The organism is Janthinobacterium sp. SUN026 (assembly GCF_030397625.1).
Taxonomy (GTDB): Bacteria; Pseudomonadota; Gammaproteobacteria; order Burkholderiales; family Burkholderiaceae_D; genus Janthinobacterium; species Janthinobacterium kumbetense.
The window spans coordinates 985,168-1,006,828 of record NZ_JAPQNU010000001.1; the positions used below are offsets into that span (position 1 = coordinate 985,168).

At 62.6% G+C, this 21,661-nt stretch carries 18 protein-coding genes; 10 read left to right on the top strand and 8 right to left on the bottom strand.

Features of this window, described 5'->3' with window-relative positions:
* Positions 1 to 64: 64 nt before the first annotated feature.
* Entirely contained in the window at positions 65 to 859 is a 795-nt protein-coding gene (locus tag OX459_RS04535) for a PhzF family phenazine biosynthesis protein (protein ID WP_289903992.1), read from the bottom strand.
* A 97-nt stretch (positions 860 to 956) separates the two neighbouring features.
* On the opposite strand from OX459_RS04535, the gene OX459_RS04540 reads away from it, so the two are divergent.
* Positions 957 to 4,097, top strand: a complete 3,141-nt coding sequence (locus OX459_RS04540; protein WP_289903993.1) for an error-prone DNA polymerase — start codon at positions 957 to 959, stop codon at positions 4,095 to 4,097.
* A gap of 39 nt (positions 4,098 to 4,136) precedes the next feature.
* Entirely contained in the window at positions 4,137 to 4,616 is a 480-nt protein-coding gene (locus OX459_RS04545) for a GNAT family N-acetyltransferase (protein WP_289903994.1), read from the top strand.
* Here the strand turns inward: OX459_RS04545 and OX459_RS04550 are convergent, their stop codons facing one another.
* Positions 4,617 to 5,933, bottom strand: coding sequence for an FAD-linked oxidase C-terminal domain-containing protein (locus OX459_RS04550; RefSeq protein ID WP_099668406.1), 1,317 nt, complete (start codon positions 5,931 to 5,933; stop codon positions 4,617 to 4,619). It lies immediately after the preceding gene.
* 292 nt (positions 5,934 to 6,225) lie between these two features.
* Between OX459_RS04550 and OX459_RS04555 the strand changes: the two genes are divergently transcribed.
* The 5 genes from OX459_RS04555 to OX459_RS04575 all read left to right on the top strand — a co-directional run bounded on the left by OX459_RS04555 (position 6,226) and on the right by OX459_RS04575 (position 11,549).
* The gene (locus tag OX459_RS04555; RefSeq protein WP_289903995.1) at positions 6,226 to 7,143 is read left to right on the top strand and encodes a ChaN family lipoprotein; all 918 of its coding nucleotides are present in this window, start codon (positions 6,226 to 6,228) and stop codon (positions 7,141 to 7,143) included.
* 154 nt (positions 7,144 to 7,297) lie between these two features.
* Positions 7,298 to 8,047, top strand: coding sequence for a tonB-system energizer ExbB (exbB, locus tag OX459_RS04560; RefSeq protein WP_289903996.1), 750 nt, complete (start codon positions 7,298 to 7,300; stop codon positions 8,045 to 8,047).
* A 3-nt stretch (positions 8,048 to 8,050) separates the two neighbouring features.
* Positions 8,051 to 8,476: a TonB system transport protein ExbD gene (gene exbD, locus OX459_RS04565; RefSeq protein ID WP_289903998.1), complete on the top strand. Its 426-nt coding sequence runs from the start codon at positions 8,051 to 8,053 to the stop codon at positions 8,474 to 8,476.
* The gene (locus tag OX459_RS04570) at positions 8,473 to 9,252 is read left to right on the top strand and encodes an energy transducer TonB (RefSeq protein WP_289904000.1); all 780 of its coding nucleotides are present in this window, start codon (positions 8,473 to 8,475) and stop codon (positions 9,250 to 9,252) included. Before exbD ends, OX459_RS04570 begins: the two co-directional genes overlap by 4 nt.
* A 38-nt stretch (positions 9,253 to 9,290) precedes the next feature.
* On the top strand, positions 9,291 to 11,549 hold the full coding sequence (locus tag OX459_RS04575) for a TonB-dependent receptor (RefSeq protein WP_289904002.1): 2,259 nt from the start codon (positions 9,291 to 9,293) through the stop codon (positions 11,547 to 11,549).
* Positions 11,550 to 11,580: 31 nt separating this feature from the next.
* Here the strand turns inward: OX459_RS04575 and OX459_RS04580 are convergent, their stop codons facing one another.
* Positions 11,581 to 11,988, bottom strand: a complete 408-nt coding sequence (locus tag OX459_RS04580; protein ID WP_251350379.1) for a PRC-barrel domain-containing protein — start codon at positions 11,986 to 11,988, stop codon at positions 11,581 to 11,583.
* A 247-nt stretch (positions 11,989 to 12,235) separates the two neighbouring features.
* Here OX459_RS04580 and OX459_RS04585 point away from each other — a divergent pair, with 247 nt between their 5' ends.
* From OX459_RS04585 to ftsB, 3 genes are all read left to right on the top strand, one after another.
* Positions 12,236 to 13,888 (top strand): CTP synthase, encoded by a 1,653-nt coding sequence (locus OX459_RS04585; RefSeq protein ID WP_099666940.1) that lies wholly within the window; start codon positions 12,236 to 12,238, stop codon positions 13,886 to 13,888.
* A 141-nt stretch (positions 13,889 to 14,029) separates the two neighbouring features.
* On the top strand, positions 14,030 to 15,313 hold the full coding sequence (gene eno, locus OX459_RS04590) for a phosphopyruvate hydratase (RefSeq protein WP_289904003.1): 1,284 nt from the start codon (positions 14,030 to 14,032) through the stop codon (positions 15,311 to 15,313).
* Positions 15,314 to 15,375: 62 nt separating this feature from the next.
* Positions 15,376 to 15,699 (top strand): cell division protein FtsB, encoded by a 324-nt coding sequence (gene ftsB / locus OX459_RS04595; protein WP_035821182.1) that lies wholly within the window; start codon positions 15,376 to 15,378, stop codon positions 15,697 to 15,699.
* Positions 15,700 to 16,037: 338 nt separating this feature from the next.
* Here the strand turns inward: ftsB and OX459_RS04600 are convergent, their stop codons facing one another.
* From OX459_RS04600 to OX459_RS04620, 5 genes are all read right to left on the bottom strand, one after another.
* Complete coding sequence (locus tag OX459_RS04600) at positions 16,038 to 16,316, bottom strand: hypothetical protein (protein ID WP_289904005.1); 279 nt, start codon at positions 16,314 to 16,316, stop codon at positions 16,038 to 16,040.
* Positions 16,317 to 16,468: 152 nt separating this feature from the next.
* Positions 16,469 to 17,599 (bottom strand): glycerophosphodiester phosphodiesterase, encoded by a 1,131-nt coding sequence (locus OX459_RS04605; RefSeq protein ID WP_289904007.1) that lies wholly within the window; start codon positions 17,597 to 17,599, stop codon positions 16,469 to 16,471.
* The gene (locus OX459_RS04610; protein ID WP_289904008.1) at positions 17,599 to 20,007 is read right to left on the bottom strand and encodes a TonB-dependent receptor; all 2,409 of its coding nucleotides are present in this window, start codon (positions 20,005 to 20,007) and stop codon (positions 17,599 to 17,601) included. Before OX459_RS04610 ends, OX459_RS04605 begins: the two co-directional genes overlap by 1 nt.
* A 140-nt stretch (positions 20,008 to 20,147) precedes the next feature.
* Complete coding sequence (hslO, locus tag OX459_RS04615) at positions 20,148 to 21,128, bottom strand: Hsp33 family molecular chaperone HslO (protein ID WP_099666943.1); 981 nt, start codon at positions 21,126 to 21,128, stop codon at positions 20,148 to 20,150.
* 4 nt (positions 21,129 to 21,132) lie between these two features.
* Positions 21,133 to 21,657, bottom strand: coding sequence for a gamma carbonic anhydrase family protein (locus tag OX459_RS04620; protein WP_070260363.1), 525 nt, complete (start codon positions 21,655 to 21,657; stop codon positions 21,133 to 21,135).
* Positions 21,658 to 21,661: the final 4 nt, after the last annotated feature.

A 21,661-nucleotide genomic window follows, 5' to 3' on the forward strand; every position in this document is an offset into this window, starting at 1 on the left:
TTTCCTGGTTGATTATCTTTTGGCCGCTGCCTGGCTTGCCTTGTGCTGGTGCGGCATGCCCCATTCAGGTGCTGCGTTGCACCATGCCGCCCACCCAGATCGCTTGCGTGCCGTACTGCACTTCGATCAGACAGGGCTGCTGCGTCACGTGGCCCTGGTGCAGGCGCAGCGACTGCCGCAAGTGCGCTGCCAGCGCGCCCGCCGCCACGCCCGTGGCGCTGTCTTCCAGCGCCGGGTCGAGGTGGTTGAAGTTGCGTCCCTCATATTCGTTTTCGCCGACGCGGCAATACGCATAGCAGCCGCTGACCTTGTGCAAGGCGCTCCAGTCGGCGATCAATTCCAGGTTCGGCCGCAGCGCGCGCAGGGTGGTGCGGTCGGCCACTTCCAGCAGCAGCTTCGGGCTGCCGACGGACGCGACCACGGGCGGCGACAGCAAGTGCATGTGCTGGCCCATCAGCTCGGACGGCACATACTTTTCCACCAGGACGGCAGGCGCCGGCTGTGGTGCCAGGCCGATGAACAATCCCTCTGCGCGGCGCACCAGCTGCAAGGCTTGCCCGTGCATGGCGGTCGTCACCGTCAGCGCCGCCGGCGCGCCGGGCGCCGCCAGCAGCACATGCGCGGCCGCCAGGGTGGCGTGCAGGCACAGGGGACTGCGCGTGTGCGGATAAAAATAGTCGAGCACGAGGCATCGCTCCGCGCCGTCCGCTTGCCGGTCGAGGAAGACGCAGGCGCTGACCTGGCGTTCGCGGGCAAAGGCCTGGCGCTGCGTTTCGCTGGCGTAGTCGTTTTCCACGACCAGCGCCGCATTGCCGCCACCGGGGGCGGCGCCGAAACATTTTAATGAGTGGACGATCATGGCGGGCACTGTGCAAGGTAAAACCTCAGCATAACTGAGATGGCCGTTTTCAGATGAGTATAATATACTGTGTTTATATACAGTATTGAGGTAGATCATGGGGAGCGCAGTCTTACCCGAGTATGCTGAGTTGTACTGCCTGAGTAATTTCAGCTTCCTGCATGGGGCCTCGCATGCGGAAGAGCTGGTGGCGCGCTCTGTCCAGCTTGCTTACCGGGCGCTGGCCATTACCGACGAGTGCTCGCTGGCGGGTGTCGTGCGCGCCCATGCGACGGCCAAGCGGGCCGGTTTCCCCCTGATTATCGGCGCGCATTTTCACTTGACGCAGGCCGACGGCAGCCCGGGGCCGTCCCTGCTGGCGCTGGTGCAGGACCGCGACGGTTACGGCAACCTGTCGGAACTGATCACCATGGCGCGCACGCGGGCGGCCAAGGGCCGCTATCTGTTGACGCCCGACGATTTCGCCGCACCGTCGGCGCAGTTTGCCCATTTGCAAGGGCTGCCCGGCTGCCTGATGATCTTGCTGCCCAGCTATCCGGCCCAGCCCGCGACGCTGCGCGCGCAGGGGGCGTGGATGCTATCCACCTTTGGCGGCGAGCGCAGCTGGATAGGCTTGAACCTGCTGCAGCGGGCGCAGGATGACGCGCACCGCAGCGCCGTGCAGGACGCCGCGCAGGCGCTGGGCTTGTCCGTGGTGGCCGTTGGCCATGTGTGCATGCACGTGCGTTCGCGCAAGCCGCTGCTCGACACCCTGTGCGCGATCCGCGTGGGCAAGCCCGTGGGCGAGTGCGGCTATGCGCTGGCGCAAAACGCGGAGCAGCATCTGCGCGCGCGCTTGCGCCTGGCCAATGTGTATCCGCCGCAGGCGCTGGCGGAAACCCTGCGCATCGCGGACCTGTGCAAATTTTCTCTCGACAGCTTGCGCTATGACTATCCCGACGAGCTGGTGCCGCACGGCCACACGCCGGCGACGTATCTGCGCGAAGAAACGTATGCGGGCGCGCGCATCCGTTTTCCGCTGGGCATACCGGCCAACGTGCAGGAGCAGCTCGAACAGGAGCTGGAACTGATCGCGGAGCTGTCGTATGAAGCCTACTTTTTGACCGTGTACGACATCGTGCGCTTTGCCCGCTCGCAAGACATCCTGTGCCAGGGCAGGGGGTCGGCCGCCAATTCGGCCGTCTGCTATTGCCTGCACATCACGGAAGTGGACCCGGCGCGCGGCAATTCATTGGTCGGGCGCTTCATGTCGCGCGAGCGCAACGAGCCGCCCGACATCGACGTCGACTTCGAGCACCAGCGGCGCGAAGAAGTGATTCAATATATCTACGGCAAGTATGGGCGCGAGCGGGCCGCGCTGGCGGCCGTGGTGATCAGTTACCGTCCGAAAAGCGCCTTGCGCGACAGCGGCCGGGCGCTGGGGATCGACCTGGCCATCGTGGAAAAAGTGGCCAAGGCGCACCGCTGGTTCGACGGCAAGCGCGATCTGCTGGAGCGCCTGGCCGAATGCGGACTGGACCCGGAAGCGGCATTGTCGCAGCAGTGGGCCGGCCTGGCGCAGCAGCTGCTGGGCTTTCCCCGCCATCTGTCGCAGCATCCGGGCGGCTTTGTGATTGCGCAAGGAAAGTTGTCGCGCCTGGTGCCGATTGAAAACGCCGCCATGGCCGAGCGCAGCGTCATCGAGTGGGATAAGAACGACCTGGAAGAGCTGGGCTTGATGAAGGTCGACGTGCTGGCGCTGGGCATGCTGTCGGCCCTGCGCCGCGCCCTGGAACTGGTCGGTGCGCGGCGCGGCGAGCCACTCCGCCTGCAGGATATTCCGGCGGAAGACCCTGCCACCTACGACATGATGTGCCAGGCCGATACCATCGGCGTGTTCCAGATCGAGTCGCGCGCGCAGATGAGCATGCTGCCCCGTTTGCGTCCCCGTGAATTCTACGACCTCGTCATCGAGGTGGCGCTCGTGCGCCCCGGCCCCATCCAGGGCGGCATGGTGCATCCGTATCTGCAGCGGCGCCAGAAAAAGGAGCCAATCGATTATCCGAAGGGCCTGGAAAAGGCGCTGGGGCGCACCCTGGGCATTCCCATTTTCCAGGAGCAAGTAATGCAGGTGGCCATCATCGCGGCCGGTTTCACGCCTGGCGAAGCGGACCAGTTGCGGCGGGCCATGGCGGCCTGGAAACGCAAGGGCGGCATGAACAATTACCATGACCGCATCGTCAATGCCATGGTGGAGAATGGTTACGGCAAGGAGTTTGCCGAGGCCATCTTCAGCCAGATCGAAGGCTTTGGCGAATACGGTTTTCCCGAGTCGCACGCGGCCAGTTTCGCGCTGCTGACGTACGCCAGTTCCTGGCTGAAATGTCACGAACCGGCCGCCTTTCTGTGCGCCTTGCTCAACAGCCAGCCCATGGGTTTTTACAGCCCCTCGCAACTGGTGCAGGATGCGCGCCGGCATGGCGTGCCAGTGCTGCCCGTCGACGTGACCGTCAGCGCCTGGGAAGCGGCATTGGAAGCAGGGCAGGACCCCGTGCCCGCCGTGCGCCTGGGCTTGAACAGCCTGTTCGGCATGCGCGCCGAGGCGGCCCGGCGCATCGAGGATGCGCGCGCCATCGCCGCCTTCGTCGACGTGGCCGACCTGGCGCGGCGTGGCGGCCTGGACCGTCATGACTTGCAGGTCTTGGCGGCAGGCAACGCGCTGCACGCGCTGGCCGGGCACCGGCGCGCGGCGCTGTGGCAGGCGGCCGGCGCCGTGCCCGACAGGGATTTGCTGCGCGTCACCACGCCAGAGGAAGACCTGCCCGTGCTGGCCACGCCGACGGAAGGCGAGAGCATCGTCAGCGACTACCGCGCGCAAGGCCTGACCCTGGGCCGCCACCCGCTGGCGCTGCTGCGCAGGCAATTGTTGGAGCAGCGTTTCCTGCCAGCATCCGCGCTGGCCAGCTACACGGATGGCCAACTGGCGCGCGCCTGCGGCATCGTCACCGTGCGCCAGCGTCCGGGCACGGCCAAGGGCGTCATCTTCATGACCCTGGAAGACGAGACGGGCACCGTCAACGTCATCGTCTGGCCCGACCTGGTGGAAAGCCAGCGCCGCGAAGTGCTGAGCGCGCCGCTGCTGGGCGTGTACGGCGTGTGGCAGCGCGAGGGGCTGGTGCGCAACCTGGTGGCCAAGCGCCTGGTCGACATGTCGCATCTGCTGGGACGCTTGAGGACCAGCAGCCGGGATTTCTGTTGATGCTTGTCAATGTCGGCCAGGCGGTGGCATGATTGTCATATGACTACTTTGCCCGAACCGACATTGCGACCCGCCCTGGTCGCCGACGCGCCCGCCATCGTCGCCCTGATCGACGACTTGATGCCCTTTTTGACCCTGCATCCCGATGGTGTGGGGGCGGAAAAGTTCATCGAACATTGCCGCCAGCCGGCCATTGAAAGTTACCTGTCGCTATCCAACTATCATTACCAGCTGGCGCACATCGATGGCGAGCTGGCCGGCGTGGTGGCCATGCGCGACAACACGCACCTGTTCCACATGTTCGTGCCGCGCGCGCTGCACCGGCGCGGCATGGCGCGCCGCCTGTGGCGGGCGGCCCGCGATGTCTCGCTGGCCAGGGGGAAGGTCACGGCGTTTACCGTCAATTCCTCGGCCTATGCCTTGCCCCTGTACGAAAGCCTGGGCTTTGTCGCCACGGGGCCGAAGGTGGAGACGGGCGGCATCGCCTTCGTGCCGATGCGCATGGAGTGGATAGCCTGATTACCAGCGCACGATCTTGCCCGGATTCATGATGTTCTTCGGGTCCAGCGCGTGTTTCAGGGCGCGCATGGTGTCGATGGCGCCTTCGCCATGTTCTTCCACGAGAAAGGCCATCTTGTGCATGCCCACGCCATGTTCTCCCGTGCACGTGCCGTCCATGCCGATGGCGCGCGTGACCATGTCGCTGTTGACCTTTTCCGCGCGCGCGATGTCGATTGGATCGTCCGGGTCGACCAGCATCTGCACGTGGAAGTTGCCGTCGCCCACGTGGCCGATGATGGCGTAGACGAGGCCCTGCGCTTCGCAATCGGCCTGGGTGGCGAGGATGCATTCGGCCAGGCGCGAAATGGGTACGCAGCAATCGGTGGAAATGGCGCGGCTGCCGGGGCGCATCTGCAGCAGGGCGAAGTATGCGTTGTGGCGCGCGGCCCACAGGCGCGAGCGGTCTTCGGGGCGGCTTGCCCACTCGAAATCGCTGGCGCCGTGTTCCGCCGTGATGGCTTGCACCAGCTGCGCCTGCTCGGCCACGCTGGCCGGCGTGCCGTGGAATTCAAACAGCAGCAAGGGTTTTTCCGGCAAGGCCATCTTGTCGTAGGCGTTGATGGCTTTCACGCCGTTTTCATCGAGAAACTCGACACGCGCCACGGGAATACCCATCTGGATGGTCTGGATCACGGCGCTGACGGCCTCGCCCGTGCCGGGGAACGAGCACACGGCCGCCGAGATCGCTTCCGGCAGCGGATACAGTTTCACCGTCACTTCCGTGATGATGCCCAGGGTGCCTTCGCTGCCGACGAACAGGCGCGTCAGGTCGTAGCCGGCCGACGACTTCTTTGCCCTGGTTCCCGTCTTGATGATGCGCCCGTCGGCCGTCACCACAGTCAGGGCCAGCACGTTTTCGCGCATGGTGCCGTAGCGCACGGCGTTCGTGCCCGAGGCGCGCGTGGCGGCCATGCCGCCCAGCGAGGCATTGGCGCCCGGGTCGATGGGGAAGAACAGGCCCGTGTCGCGGAGCTCTTCGTTCAGCTGCTTGCGCGTCACGCCCGCCTGCACGGTGGCCGTCAAGTCTTCACTATGCACGGCTACCATCTGGTTCATTTGCGACAGATCAATCGTCACGCCGCCATGCAGGGCCAGCACGTGGCCTTCCAGCGAAGTGCCGCTGCCGTAGGCGATGACGGGCACGTCGTGCGCGCTGCACAGCTTGACGGCGGCCGCCACTTCCTCGGTGGAATGGGCGAAAATGACGGCGTCCGGCAGCATGGGGGGATAGCTCGACTCGTCGCGGCCATGGTGTGCGCGCATGGCTTGCGTCATGGAAAAACGGTCGGCAAAGATCAGGGAAAGTACGGCAGCAAGGGATACGGGCAGCGGTTTTTTCAGTACCGCCAACTGGTCAGTTTGATTCACGCAAGTCCTCCGTTTTTTTTATTCTACTCCGCGCCCGGGGATTTCACCGGCGTAGCCTATTGATTTTTTGCCAGTTGTAAAAAAACCTGCATGGTTCGCCGCGCTTTGGTTGTAAATGAGAATCATTTCTATTAGAATGCCCGCCTATACCTATTTTGCAACAGTTTGACCCGCAGCTCAGACCCCGAAAGGCCATGCCATGAAATTCCCCCTGTCCTTCTCCGCAGTCCTGCCCGCCTGCGTGCTGGCGCTGAGCGCCTGCAGCAGCGTGGCGCCAGCGACGGACGCTGCCACCGGCGCCGCCGCGGCATCCGCCGCGCAAGACGTGCGCCAACTGGGCGAAATCGTCGACTTGCGCAGCGGTCAGCGCGTGACTGCCGAACAATTGCTGGCCCAGCTGGCCGCCGCGCCGCGGGTCATCGTGGGCGAGCAGCATGACCAGCTCAGCCATCACCAGATCGAGCAATGGCTGCTGCAGCAATTGCAGGGCCAGCGTCCGCAAGGCAGCGTGTTGCTGGAAATGCTGAACCCGGACCAGCAAGCCAAGGTGGACAAGGTCAAGCCGTGGCTGCAGACGGACCCCGTCGTGCGCCCCGAGCACGTGGCCGAGCTGCTGGCCTGGCAGCCCAGCTGGAAGTGGGCGCAATATGGAGACCTGGTGATGACCGTGATGCGCGCGCCGTATCCCGTCTGGTCGGCCAACCTGGACCGCAGCGAAATCAAGCAATTGTTTATCGACAAGCCAGCCGTGCAGGGCAAGCATTCGAACCTGGCCAACGATGGCAAGGTGCATGAGAAACTGAAAGACATCATCCGCGTCATGCATGACAACCAGATCGACGAGCCGCGCCTGGCCGCCATGCTGTCGGTGCAGCAGCAGCGCGACCGCCGCATGGCCGAGCGCCTGCTGGCCGCGCCCGCGCCGGCCGTGCTGATCGCCGGCGCCTACCATGCGCACAAGGACCTGGGCGTGCCGCTGCACGTGCAGGACTTGACGGGCGGCCCGGCACCGCTGGTGCTGGTCCTGGCACAGCAGGGCGCCACGGTGCTGGCGCCGCAGGCGGATTTCGTCTGGTTCACGCCGGTTGTCGCGCCCGCCGTCGCCAGCGCCAAGTAAGCCGTTTCACCTCCGCCGGGCGGTCAGCCCGGCACTCTCCCCCAGCAAGCTCCCCCATAGCAGCCAGGTAGTTCGTCCGATTTTTTTTGCATGCGCGTGCGCGCCGTTGGCGCAGCCATGCCTGTTACCTGTCAAAGTTCTCATGCGTATCCCCTTGTTCCGTATCAAAGCCGCCAGCTGCGGTGTCGTTCTTTCCCTGTTGCATGCCACCGCGCAAGCGTCCGCCTTACCCCATGACATGTCGCCGCTGGGCATGTTTTTCGCCGCCGACCAGGTCGTCAAAAGCGTGCTCATCGGTTTGCTGGTCGCCGCGCTGGCCACCTGGGTGGTCTTGCTGGTGAAGGGCGCTAGTTTGCTGCAAGCCCGGCGCGAGGCGGCGCATGCCGTCGCCATGTTGAAGACGGCCACCTCCTTGCCGGACGCGGCCGTCAAAGTGGAGGGCGCAGGCGCCATTTCGCTGGCGCAACAGTTGCTCGCTGATGTACAGCAAGAACTGAGTCTGTCGCACGCCAGCGCGCCGGCGGCGGCCCTGAAGGAGCGGGCCGGCTTTCGCCAGGAACAGTTCATTGCGCAGCAGGTGCGCGCCATGACGCAAGGCATCGGCTTGCTGGCCAGCATAGGCGCCGTGGCGCCGTTCGTTGGTCTGTTCGGCACCGTGTGGGGCATCATGAACAGTTTTATCGGCATCGCCGTCAGCCAGAGCACGAACCTGGCCACCGTGGCGCCGGGCATTGCGGAAGCCTTGCTGGCCACCGCCCTGGGCCTGGTGGCGGCGATCCCCGCCGTCGTCATCTATAACGTCTTGAGCCGTGGCATCAACCACTACAAGGCGCAGCTGCGCGCCGCTTCCGCGCAAGTGCTGCTGATGCTGAGCCGCGACCTCGACACGCGCCAGCAGGCCTGAGCCATGGCTTCCCTGTTTCCCTCCCCGGACGACGATACGGCCGACATGCCGGAGTTGAGCGAGATCAATGTCACGCCCTTCATCGACGTGATGCTGGTGCTGTTGATCATCTTCATGGTCGTCTCGCCGCTGGCCACGGTCGACTTGAAAATCGACTTGCCGGCCGCCACGGCCAAGCCCGAACCCCGTCCCGAGAAACCGTTGTTCGTGTCGCTGAAGGCGGACCGCAGCCTGTACCTGGGCGAGTCTCCCGTGGCGCGCGAGCGGCTGGGCAGCCTGCTCGACGCGCAAACGGGCGGCGACCGCCAGCGCACGCTGTTTTTCCAGGCCGACAAGCAAGCCGCGTATGAAGACGTGCTGGGCGTGATGGATGCCCTGCGCCAGGCCGGCTATCTGAAAGTGGGCCTGGTCGGCCGGGAGGGCGGGTGAGTCCGCAGTCCGGGCCGGCGCCGCGCCCCCTATTGAGCTGGGGTATTGCCACGTCGCTGGTGGTGGCCGCTACGCTGGCGCTGCTGCTGTGGGCCGGCTGGCAGCCCGTCGCCGTGGTGCCCGCCAATCCGGCGGCCAGCGTGATGGTGGTCTTTGCCGCGCAAGCGATGTCGCCGGAGACGCAGGTGGCGCACGCCGTGGGCGCGCGCCAGTCGGCCGCGTCCAGCGCCGCCCGGCCGCCAAAGAGTGCAATCAAGCAAGAGGCGCTGCCGGTGCTGGCGCGCGCCGCCGCGTCGGAGATCGTCGCGGCGGAAAAAGAGGAAAAGGCGACGGCCAGTCCGTCGACGGAGCCGGGCAAGGATGCCGCGAAGGAAGCGTCCGTGCCCGCGCAGGCCAGCAGCAGCGCCACGCCGGCGCCGGCCGCCGTGCGCGGTCCGCAGGCGGCGCCGTTCAACAGCGACACGGCGTCAAGCAGCGCGGCGCCGGCCAGCTGGCAAAGCCAGGTGCTTGGCCACCTGGCGCACTTCAAGCGTTATCCGGGCGATGCGCGCCAGCGCAAGCGGGCTGGCGCCGCCTGGGTGCGCTTCCAGGTGGACCGCGACGGCAAATTGCTGGCCAGCGAACTGGTCACGTCGTCGGGCACGGTGCTGCTCGACCGGGAAGCCTTGCAAGTGCTGCAGCGCGCGCAGCCGCTGCCGGCGCCGCCCGACAACGTATTGCGCCAGGGCACGGTGACGGTGACCTTGCCCGTGTCGTTCAAGCTCGACGCCAGCTGAATTTTATATTTTTCAATAACATAACAAATCGAGGGTGTATGCATATCAAGACAATGACGCAGGCCGTGGGCATCTGCATGGCCTTGCTCGCGCAGCAGGCGTGGGCGCAACAGGCGCAAGACAGTGGCAAGGTGGAATTTTCGCCGCTGAATGTATCGGGTGAAACGGTGCCTGCGGAACGGCAGGCGCTGGAAAAACCGGGCGCCGTCAGCGCGCGCGGGGCCGATACGCGCTTGCAGCCCGTGGACCAGATCGTGCGCAGCATGCCGGGCACGTTTACCCAGATCGATCCGGCGCAGGGCGCCGTCAGCGTCAACATCCGCGGCTTGTCGGGCCTGGGGCGCGTCAACATGATGGTCGATGGCGTGAGCCAGAATTACTATGGCAGCGCGCCGTCGTCCGTGTCGCACGGCGGCGTGCCCAGCAGCCAGTTCGGCGCGCTGATCGACCCGAATTTCATCATCGGCGTGGATGTGTCGCGTGGCAATGTCGTCGGCGGCGACGGCGTCAATGCGCTGGCCGGCAGCGCCAATTTCCGCACCATCGGCGTCGATGACGTCGTCTTCGCCGGGGAAAAGACGGGGGCGCGCACGAAGATGTGGACCGGCAATAACGGCGTGGGTCGCAGCGCCATGCTGGCCGTGGCCATGAAAAACCCCGCCTTCGATGGCGGCAGCGTGGGCTTCATGGCCGCCACCAGCGCGAGCGTGATCGGCAACAACTACAAGAATGCGAAGGGCGTCAACAGCGAGGAATTCGGTTTCGGCTACAACCGCTATTACAAGCAAAAGCCCAAGTCGCAATTGCTCAAGCTGGACCTCAAATTGAGCGACTTCCATGCGCTGGAACTGTCGGCGCGCGATTACCGCAGCACGTTTACGCGCCGCGACATCCACAGCGATGACTACTACGTAAAATATCACTACACGCCATTTTCCGAGTTGATCGACCTCAATGTGGTGGCCAGCAGCAGCCGCGGCAACCAGAAATACATGCCCGAGGCGCTGACCAATTTCATCAACACGAATGCGGCCAACCGCGCCGACGCCTTCGACATCAACAACACCAGCAGCTTCAGGCTGGCCGGCGGCGATGCGCTGGTGACCATCGGCGGCAAGCTGATGCGCAATAAATACAGCAAGCACGTGGAAAGCCTGGTCGACGATCCGGACAATCCGGATGCGAACCAGCAATCGATCGAAAACAATACGTTCGGCCCCGAGGGCGTGCAAAAGATCAACAGCCTGTATGCGGGCCTGCAATACAACCGCGGCATTGTTCAAGTCAATGCGGGCCTCAACTACACGCACTTTGATTTGACGGGTCACAAGCCCGCCTGCGACTTGCGCGTGCAGTGCTTCCCGCAAGGGGCAAGCAATATTGCGTTGAAGGAGCATGGCATCAATCCCTCGCTGCTCGTTTCCGCGCAGGTGACGCCGTGGTTCCAGCCGTTTGCCAGCGCCGAGCGCACCATGCGCGGGCCGAATCCGCAGGAAGTGTTTTTCTCGAATGACGGCGGGGCGTCGATGAACCCCTTCCTGAAGGGCGAGCGGGCCAGCACCTACCAGCTGGGTTTCAATTCCAGCCTGCATGGCTTGCTGAGTGCTAACGATGCGCTGAATTTCAAGGCCTTGTATTTCAAGAGCAAGATCGACGGCTATATCACCAGCCAGTCCTTCCTCGTGTGCGACAGCGGGCGCAAGTGCAATATCGCGGAAGTGATCGCCAAGGACTGGCAGAATGTGGATGAATACGTGACCAATATGTATATCTACATCAACTCGGCCACGCCCGTGTATTCGCGCGGCTGGGAACTGGAAGCGCAATATCACCTGGGGCCGGCGTATGCGCGCCTGTCGTACACGCGCGAAACGACGCGCCAGCCCACGTCGATCGCCAGCGCCTGGTTTGGCGCGGCCGACATCAGCGAACTGCCCAGCGTGTACTACAACCTCGACGTGGGCACGCGTTTGCTGGACAACAAACTGGAAGTGGGCGCCATCCTCAAGCACACGGGCTCGAACCGCCGCCTGTCGCCGGACAATGACGCCGATGAAGCGACGGGGGAAGTGCTCAAGGCCGACAATCCGAAGATCCCGGCCGTGATCGACTTGTATGCGAGCTACCAGGTCAGCAAGAACCTGTTCCTGCGCCTGTCCGTGCAAAACGCCATGAACAAGGATTTCTCGGAAGCGCTGAACCGCCTGAACTCGATGCCGTCGCAGTCGCAAGAGAATACGCCGCTGAGCACGGCGCGGGGCAGGACGTATGTGGCAGGGCTGGAGTACCGCTTTTAAAGCAGGCCCAAGCCCCGCTGCCTTGGCTTAATTAATACTCGCGCGGCGTCGTTCCATAATAGCTATGGATCGACGTCGCCCAAGCGCTGTCCGCCATGTTCGGCCAGTTATCCGTGTCGAAGCCGGGGGCGTTTTCGATGCGTTCCTTGTCGACGTTGAGGGTGAAGCGCTTGTTGACGGTGTCGAGCAGCAGCGCCTCCCACGGCACGGCGAACAGCTTTTCGCCGATGGTGAAGACGCCGCCGTGCGACATGACGGCGTAGGCGATCTTGCCGCTGCGCATGTCGAGCATGATTTCCTTGATTTCGCCCAGGTGTTCATCCTTGGCATTGTGCACATGGTCGCCGATCAGGGTGTCGGCGCCCATCAGTTCAGGGCCGGGGCCTTTGTGGCCGCGGTTGACATACATGCCGTAGGCGTCGCGTTCTTCGTAGCTCATGATGGACCTCCTGTTGAAAAATCCCAGTCTGCCGCCGGGGCGCGGCAGGGTCTGTTCGCTCGCCCACACAACATATGGAATTGGAAATATTTCAATTATTGTTATTGGGTAATTTTGTTGCGCGTAGACAGCAGGAGGGGGAGGGATAGTCGGTATTTGGCGCAAATTTCCGTGCGCGGGGAGCGACGCAGGCGGGCTTTAGTGTATAATTTCAATTTCCCGCACGTGCCGTTCGGCACCATCTGCAATGACCAAATTTGTCTTCGTCACTGGTGGCGTTGTGTCTTCCCTTGGAAAAGGGATTGCCGCCGCCTCCCTCGCCGCGATCCTCGAATCGCGCGGCCTTAAAGTCACCATGCTCAAGCTCGACCCGTATATCAACGTCGATCCTGGCACGATGAGCCCTATGCAACACGGTGAAGTATTCGTCACCGATGACGGGGCCGAAACCGACCTCGACCTCGGTCACTACGAGCGCTTCATTTCCACCCGCATGAAAAAGGTGAATAACTTCACCACTGGCCAGATCTATGAATCGGTGATCCGCAAGGAACGCCGGGGCGAATATCTGGGCAAGACCGTGCAGGTGATTCCGCATATCACCAATGAAATCCAGGATTACATCCGCCGTGGCGCCGAAGGCTACGACGTGGCCCTGTGCGAAATCGGCGGCACCGTCGGCGATATCGAATCCTTGCCATTCCTGGAAGCGGCTCGTCAGCTGAGCCTGCGCGCCGGCCGCAAGAACACGGCGTTCGTCCACCTGACCCTGGTGCCGTACATCGCCTCGGCCGGTGAACTGAAAACCAAGCCGACCCAGCACTCGGTGCAAAAGCTGCGCGAAATCGGCATCTTGCCGAATGCGCTGCTGTGCCGCGCCGACCGCGCCATCCCGGAAGACGAGCGCGCGAAAATCTCGCTGTTCTCGAACATCGAGGAAGACGCCGTCATTTCCGTGTGGGACGTCGACACCATCTACAAAGTGCCGCAAATGCTGCACGACCAGGGCCTCGACAAGATCATCTGCGACGCGCTGGACCTCGATCCTGCGCCGGCCGACCTGTCGATCTGGAGCAAGTTGATCTACACGATGGAGCACCCGAAGGCGGAAGTGACCGTCGGCATGGTCGGCAAGTATGTCGAGCTGACCGAGTCGTACAAGTCGCTGATCGAAGCGCTGCGCCACGCCGGCATCCACACGGAAAGCCGCGTCAACATCGAGTACATCGATTCGGAAGAAATCGAAACGACCGGTTGCGACAACCTGGCCAAGTACGATGCCATCCTGGTACCGGGCGGCTTCGGCAAGCGCGGCGTGGAAGGCAAGATCAAGGCGGCCCAGTTTGCCCGTGAAAACAAGATCCCTTACCTGGGCATCTGCCTGGGCATGCAAGTGGCCCTGATCGAATACGCGCGCAACAAGGCTGGCATGCCGAACGCGAATTCGACCGAGTTCGACCTTGATACGGATCAACCTGTTGTTGCACTGATCAATGAGTGGCAAAACCACGATGGTAAAGTCGAGTTGCGCGATGAAAACTCGGACCTGGGCGGTACCATGCGCCTGGGCGCGCAGACCTGCGCCGTCAATCCGGGCACCCTCGCCGCCGAGATCTACGGCAGCGTGGTGACCGAGCGTCACCGTCATCGCTACGAAGCCAATAATCACTACCTGGCCCGTGTCGAATCGGCTGGCCTGATCGTGTCGGCCCGCACGCCGAGCGAAGATTTGTGCGAAATCATGGAATTGCCGCGCACGGGTGAAAATTCCCACCCTTGGTATATGGGCGTGCAATACCATCCCGAGTTCAAGTCGACGCCACGCACCGGCCATCCGTTGTTTACGTCGTTCATCAAGGCAGCGCTGGCGCACAAAGAAGCCAACGCCGCTGCGGAATAACGCGGTCGATCGCGACAGTATTACCCGTAAGACAGCTCCCGGCCAGATCGTTCCCGCCGGGAGTTTCTTTGCCCCCTTTGTGCAATTGCGCATCAGAACGCAGTGTGCAGCCCCCTGTTAAGCTTAACTTTGGAGAATGACATGAGTGCTATTGTTGATATTATCGGCCGCGAAATCCTGGACTCGCGCGGTAACCCGACCGTCGAATGCGATGTGTTGCTGGAATCGGGCGTGATGGGCCGTGCGGCCGTACCGTCGGGTGCCTCGACCGGTTCGCGCGAAGCCGTGGAATTGCGCGATGGCGACGCCAAGCGCTACTTCGGCAAGGGCGTGCTGCAAGCATGCGAGAACATCAACACCGAAATCTCCGAAGCCATCATGGGCCTGGACGCCAATGAACAGGCTTTCCTGGACCGTACCCTGATCGACCTGGACGGCACGGAAAACAAATCGCGCCTGGGCGCCAACGCCATCCTGGCCGTCTCGATGGCTGTCGCCAAGGCTGCCGCCGAAGAAGCCGGCTTGCCGCTGTACCGCTATTTCGGCGGTTCGGGCGCCATGCAGATGCCAGTGCCGATGATGAACGTCATCAACGGCGGCGCACACGCCGACAACAACCTGGACATCCAGGAATTCATGATCATTCCCGTGGGCGCCCCGTCGTTCAAGGAAGCCGTCCGCTACGGCGCGGAAGTGTTCCACACGCTGAAAAAGATCCTGCACAAGAAGGGCCTGAACACCAACGTGGGCGACGAAGGCGGTTTCGCGCCATCGCTGGCCAACCATGAAGAAGCCATCAAGCTGATCATCCAGGCCATCGAAGAAGCGGGCTACGAGCCAGGCACGCAGATCGCCATCGGCCTCGATTGCGCCGCGTCCGAGTTCTACAAGAACGGCAAGTACGAAATGGAAGGCGAAGGCCTGAGCCTGACCGCCACCGAGTTCACCAACCTGCTGGCGACCTGGTGCGACAAGTACCCGATCATCTCGATCGAAGACGCGATGCACGAAGGCGACTGGGATGGCTGGGCGATCCTGACGGCAGAACTGGGCAAGAAAGTGCAACTGGTCGGCGACGACCTGTATGTCACCAACACCAAGATCCTGAAAGAAGGCATCTTGAAAGGCATCGCCAACTCGATCTTGATCAAGATCAACCAGATCGGTACCCTGACGGAAACCTTCGCCGCCATCGAAATGGCCAAGCGCGCCGGCTACACGGCCGTCATTTCGCACCGCTCGGGCGAAACGGAAGACTCGACCATCGCCGATATCGCCGTTGCCACGAACGCCCTGCAGATCAAGACGGGCTCGATGTCGCGTTCGGACCGCATGGCCAAGTACAACCAGCTGCTGCGTATCGAGGAAGACCTGGGCGACATCGCCAGCTACCCTGGTCGCGATGCGTTCTATAATCTGAAGTAAGCTGATGTAAAACCCACTGGCCGGCCGGAGATGTTCCGGCCGGTTTTTTAACTGAATGCCCCATGCGCCTCATTACGCTCGCCCTGGCAGCCCTGCTGCTGTTGATACAATTTCCCCTCTGGCTGGGTAAAGGCGGCTGGCTGCGTGTTGCCGACATGGAAGCCCAAGTGGCGGTGGCCAACAAGAAGAACATGGAATTGAAGGCGCGCAACGCCAAGCTCGAATCCGAAGTGCGCGACCTGAAAGATGGTACGGGCGCCGTCGAAGAGCGTGCCCGCTATGAGCTGGGCATGGTCAAGCAGAATGAGATTTTCGTGCAGATCGTGCGCAAGGGCCAAACCCCGCCACTGCTGGAAACACCGGTGGACGCCGCGGCGCCACATTAAGACAGTACTACTTCCCACTTGCCAGCCTGGACCGATTGCCAGGCTGACATATCACTTTACTTCCTTGTACTTATTACCTTGTACTGCTGCACACGCATGGCGCGGCGTGCTGCTGCCTTGCTGCTTGCTGATCAGAAACGGGCCTTGCCGGTCGTGATCAGGTAAAAATGGATGCCGGTGACCACGACGGCGACACTTACCAGTACGGTTTCGAGAAATATCATATAAAAATCCTTGTCAGTATTTAGTTAGCTTAAAAAACGTCTAGGGCCAGGCGCCAGGCCGAAGACAGTACCGTCAGTACGGCAAGGCGCAGGCAACGTCGCCATGAACGTTTTTTAACCGCGCGACGCCAGGAAGCGCAGTTCTGCGGCCAGATTCGGCATCAGCTTTTCGTAGCGGTTGGCTTCCGAGTTCAGCAGGGCGAAATCGCGCTTGCTTGGACGCACATAGCGCTGTTCTTCATCGTTGACGCTGCTGGCGATGACTTCCTTCTGCGCCAGTTCGCTGTACGGCTTGGAAGCGAGCAGGGCGCCCAGGAAGGCGCGCGTGGCGCGGCCCAGGTTGCTGAAGTAATTGTCGTTGTCGTTGCTGTAGGTGTTGGTAAAAGTGGACATATGCCCTCCATGAATGGTCTGTTGTTGCATTGCACAATAATGGAGTTTGCGATATGCGTCCAATTTCAAATTCCAATTTCAGAAATTCAAGAAACGCATAATAAGGGCGTAGCCATCGGCCACGCCCTGAAAATGAATTTGTTACGAAATGTTTATCCTGCGGCGATGCGTCCCAAACCCGGATCGTCGCTGAAAAAACCGTCGAGTCCCGTCTCGATATAGCGCCGCATTTCCGCCACGGATCCCGCTTCGTTGCGCGCATTCTCGCCATTGCCGTCGCGGAAGTCGGCCGCCAGGAAGCGGTTTTCCGGACGGAAGGTCCACGTGTGCAGCAGCAAGCCCGCCTGGTGCGCATCGTCGACGATGGAAGAGGGCTTGGCCAGGCGCTGGTCGGCGCCCAGCGGGATGATTCCTCGCGTTGGCGGCGCCACCACGTCCGCGTAGGCGGCGATGTCGCGCAGGCCGGCCGGCGTCGTCATCTGGCCAAACGTCAGCTTGCCGCCCGCCTTGGCCACGTCCATCGGGCGGATATCGCCGCCCACCACCAATTGCATCAGGCGCACGTTGGCGCGCCGTCCCAGCTTCTCGCGCAAGTATTTCAAATTGGCCACTTCGAAGGACTGGATTTCGATGGGCGCGCGGCGCGTGTACTCGTGCGCCAGCATGGTCGACAGGAAACGGTCTTCCAGCGCCAGGCCCGCATCGCGGAAATACGTGGAGCTTTTCAGCTCCGGCACGAGGCCGATGACGCGTCCGCTGGCGGCTGATTGCGCTGCAACAAAATCGATGATTTCTTCCCAGGTCGGAATCTGGAATTGTCCATCGTACAAGGTGTTGCCGGTGCGTACTTTCGGCAGCCGTTCGATGGCGCGCAGGGTTTTCAATTCCGCCAGCGTGAAGTCGTCGACGAACCAGCCTTCGTGCCATTCGCCGTCGACCATCTTCTTGCCGCGCCGGCTCGCAAACTCGGGACGGCGCGCCACGTCGGTGGTGTCGATCAGGTTGCTTTCGTGGCGGGCCACGAGAATGCCGTCGCGCGTGGCGACCAGGTCCGGCTCGACGTAGTCGGCGCCGTCGAGGATGGCCTTGGCGTAGGAGGCCAAGGTATGCTCGGGACGCAGGGCGCTGGCGCCCCGGTGGGCGAAGACGAGCGGACGGCTTGGCTTTGTTTCCAGCAGGCCCGCGGCAAAGCCGGGCGCGGCGGCCAGCGCCAGGCCGCCGACGGCCGCCTGGACGAAGCTGCGGCGCGAAAAGTGCCGTTGCGGAAGGATAGGCGCGCGCATCAGAAATCCGCCGTCAAGGTCAGGAAGCCCTGGCGCGGGGCGATGGGGAAGGTGTTGTATGTCTTGTCGGCCGCGCCCACCACCACGTTCAAGGAACCTTCGCGGTTGGCCAGGTTGCTGACGTTGACTCTCCAGCGCGGGTTTTTCAGCCAGCTGGCCATGGCCGGCAGCTTGCCCGACACGCCCAGGCCCATCAGGAAATAGCTTGGGACGGACAGATCGTTGGTGTACGTCGCGTAGCGCTTGCCCACATAGTCTCCCGTCAGTTGCACTTCGATGTCGCCAAACGTGGCGGAAGCAACGAACTTGTTCAGCCATTCAGGCGAGCCCGGCACGTTCTTGCCCGCCGTCAAGACCAGCGCGGCGCCATTGTTGTAATTGTCCGCGTACTGCGAGCGGTTGTACGACAGGGCATTGTAGAACGAGAAATTGTTGCCGAAGTGCACGGTGCCCGCGATATCGATGCCGTCCGTGCGCACGCTGCCCACGTTGGCCAGCACGGGGTTGCCGCCAATGATGGAGGAAATCACGGGCGTCGGGCTGATCTGCAGCAAACGGTTGCTGAAATCGACGTGGTAGACGTTGACCTGGCCATCGATGGCCGTGATGGCGCCCAGGCTCAATGGGTGGCTGCCGCGCACGCCCACTTCATAGGTGAGGGCCGTTTCCGGCTTGGCGTCGCGCTTGAACAAATCAAACGCGGCCTGGCTCGACAAGCTCCAGGGCGAGGCGCCGCCGCCGCCGTAGGTGACGAACTGGCGCATGTTTTTCTGGATATTGAAGTACAGCTGGTCTTGCGGCGTGAAATCCCAGCGCGCGCCCACTTGCGGCAAGAACCATTTTTTCGTGTTGATGGTGCCGACCGGCAATGCCGTCGAGCCGCCGGCGATGGCGCCCTTGGCCGGCTGCACGGGGAATTGGCCATCGGCAAATTGCAGGCTGGACTTGAAGCCGGCTTGCAGGGCGATATCGGGACGGATGCGCCATTCATCCTGCAAGTGCAGCTGCACCACCTTGTTGTCGATCTCGCTGCCGTACTGCGTGATCAAAGGATTGCTGGGACGGTCGTACGGCGACGTCGGGTTGTTGACGTCCAGCGCATACCAGCGGCGGTAGGCGGACGAGCGGTTCTGTTCCAGCCACAGGCCCGCTTCCAGCTGGTGATTGCCGATTTCCTTGCGCAGGGTGGAAAGGAAGCCGCCCCGCTTGATGTCGTATTCCGTCGTGCGCACGGCGTAGCCCGAGTTGCCGAACACCTGTTTCAGGTTCTGTTTCGGGTAGTACACGCTGAACAGGCCCGGCAAGCCTGCCACGCCGATGGGGCCGGCCACCACGCCCGCGCCGTCATCCTTGTGGTAATACACCTGGTTCGACCACGTCATGCCTTCGGACAAGTTGGCGTCGAACTTGGCGTAGGCCAGGTAATCGGTGCGCTGCGCATCGCTGTAATAGTTGCGGTAATTGTTGCCGTCCGCGGCAGGCGTGGCGCCCGTCGGGGACAGGTAATTCAGGGCCGCCTTGAAGTCCGGATACAGGAAGGGGCGCGTGTATGGCGCGCTCGTCTCGCCCGCCACGTGCACGGTGCTGTCTTCGTTCGGCTCGATCTTGTCCGAGTAATTGAAGAACAGGGTCAGCTTGCCCGCCTCGCTGCGGTTGACGTATTTTGCGTTGAACTGGTCGCCGCCCTGGCGCGCATCGAAGTCCCAGGCGCGCGCTTCATGGTGCAGGATGGAAAAATAGGCGCTGCTGCCATCGCCGAAGGCGCCCGTGTCATAGCGGGCAAACGTGCGCGACGTGCGGTGACTGCCCACTGTTTGTTGCACGCTGGCGCCCTGCGTGGCCAGCGGGTCGCTGGAATAGGTTTCGATGGTGCCGCCCAGGTTGCTGGTCGACGCCGTGGCCAGGTCGCCTGCGCCCGAGGACAGCACGACGCTGCGCACGTTTTCGCTGATCACGGCGCGCTGCGGCGACAGGCCGTTGTAGTTGCCGTATTGCTGGTCGCCCAGCGGCACGCCGTCCATGGTGTAGCCCAGTTGCTGGCCGGAAAAACCATGCACGAACAGCGACAGGTTTTGCTCGTTGTTGCCCCATGGATCGGCCGTCTGGAAGCTGACGCCAGGCAGGGTTTGCAGGGCCTTTAACGGATTCGTGCCGGGCAGGATCTTCTGGATTTCATTCTTGCTCAGGGCGACGGAAGAGCGCGTCTTGCGCGAGGAAATCTCCACGGTGGCCATCGGGGCATTGTCGTCGGCGGCGGGCACGGCGGCCATGTCGGTGGCGGCGGACGCCACGGCGGCGGCGACGGCCGTTTGCGCCAGGGCCGGCAAGGAGAGGCCTGCGGCGCAAGCGCCCAGCAACACGTGGAAGGAATGGCGGCGCAGGGCCAGCGTCAAGTGGGTATTCATCATCAGCCTGTGGAAAGTATTGGAAGTAATACAAGCTGCGCAGCGTAACGGCGGCGCGTGACGGGCTGATGACGAACTGATGACGGGAAGATGACAGCAGAAACAATTGCGCCGCCTGAGGGGCGGCGCGGGGATTATTACAATTAGTTAATACTTGCTGCGGGGGGAATCAAGACTTCTGCCGGCGCATCCGTGATGAACAGCTGCGCGCAATCGACCTTGTCGAATTCATAGTGCTGGCCGCAGAAATCGCAGTTCACGCCCACCTGGCCCACTTCTTCCAGGGTGCTGTTGACTTCTTCCTCGCCCAGCATCTTGAGCATATTGCCCACTTTTTCGCGCGTGCAAGTGCAATGGAAGCTCGGGTGCAGCGGGTCGAAGACGCGGATCGTCTCTTCCCAGAACAAGCGCTGCATCAGGGTATCGATGTCCGTCGACAGGATTTCCGCCTCTTTCAGGGTCGACGCCAGCATCACGGCGCGGTTCCACGTGTCCAGCGCGTCTTCTTCCGAGACGGGCGTCGCTTCGGCCTTGCCGCCATGGTGGGGCAGCTTTTGCAGCAGCAGGCCGCGCGAGACGCTGTCGTCCGTGGCCAGCCACAAGCGCGTGTCCAGCTGTTCCGAGCGCAACATGTAGTTTTCGATCACGGTGGCCATGTCATCGCCGTCCAGCGGCACGATGCCCTGGTACGGTTGCTGGCCCGGCACCTTGTCGGCCGGGTCCAGGGTGATGATGAAGCGGCCCTTGCCCGTGGCGTTGAGCAATTGCGGCACGGTGGCCACGTCGGGAATCGTGGCGTCCGGGTCCAGCTTGGCCGTGGCGCGCAGGCGCAGGTCCGAGTCGCACTCGACCACCATCAGGCGCACGGGACCGTCGCCATGGATTTGCATGATGATGGAGCCGTTGAATTTCAGGTTGGCCGACAGCAGGGCGGCGGCGGCCACCATTTCGCCCAGCACTTTTTTCACGGCCGTCGGGTAGGCGTGGCGCGACACCACTTCCTGCCACGTGGTCGAAACGTCGATGAACTGGCCGCGCACGGCGGCGTTGTCGAAAATAAATTTTTGCAGGGTATCCTGGCCGCTAACGGCTGCGCTGATTGCGCCCGTGGTTTCAGTCGTCATTCTCTTATCCAATCTTCTTGAGTTGCGTATTAAATAGCTGGCCGCGTTGCACATAGTTCACGGCGTTGCCTTGTAGCCTGGTGATATCGTCTGCCGTCAGGGCCCGCACGGCTTTCGCCGGTGAGCCGATGATCAGCATATTGTCGGGAAATTCCTTGCCTTCCGTGACCAGCGCACCCGCGCCGACCAGGCAGTTCTTGCCGATCTTCGCGCCATTCAGGATCACGGCCTGGATGCCGACCAGGGCGCCATCGCCGATCGTGCAGCCATGCAACATCGCCTGGTGGCCGATGGTCACGTTCCGGCCGATGTCCAGCGGGTAGCCCGGGTCCGTGTGCAGCACGGCGCCTTCCTGCACATTGCTGTTGGCGCCCACCGTGATGCGTTCGTTGTCGCCGCGGATCGTGGCGCCGAACCATACGGACGTATTCGCTTCCAGGGTCACCTTGCCGATCACGTTGGCCGTGTCGGCAACAAAAGCGGAAGCATCAATCAGCGGCGCATCGGCGCCCAATTGGTAGAGTGTCATCGTT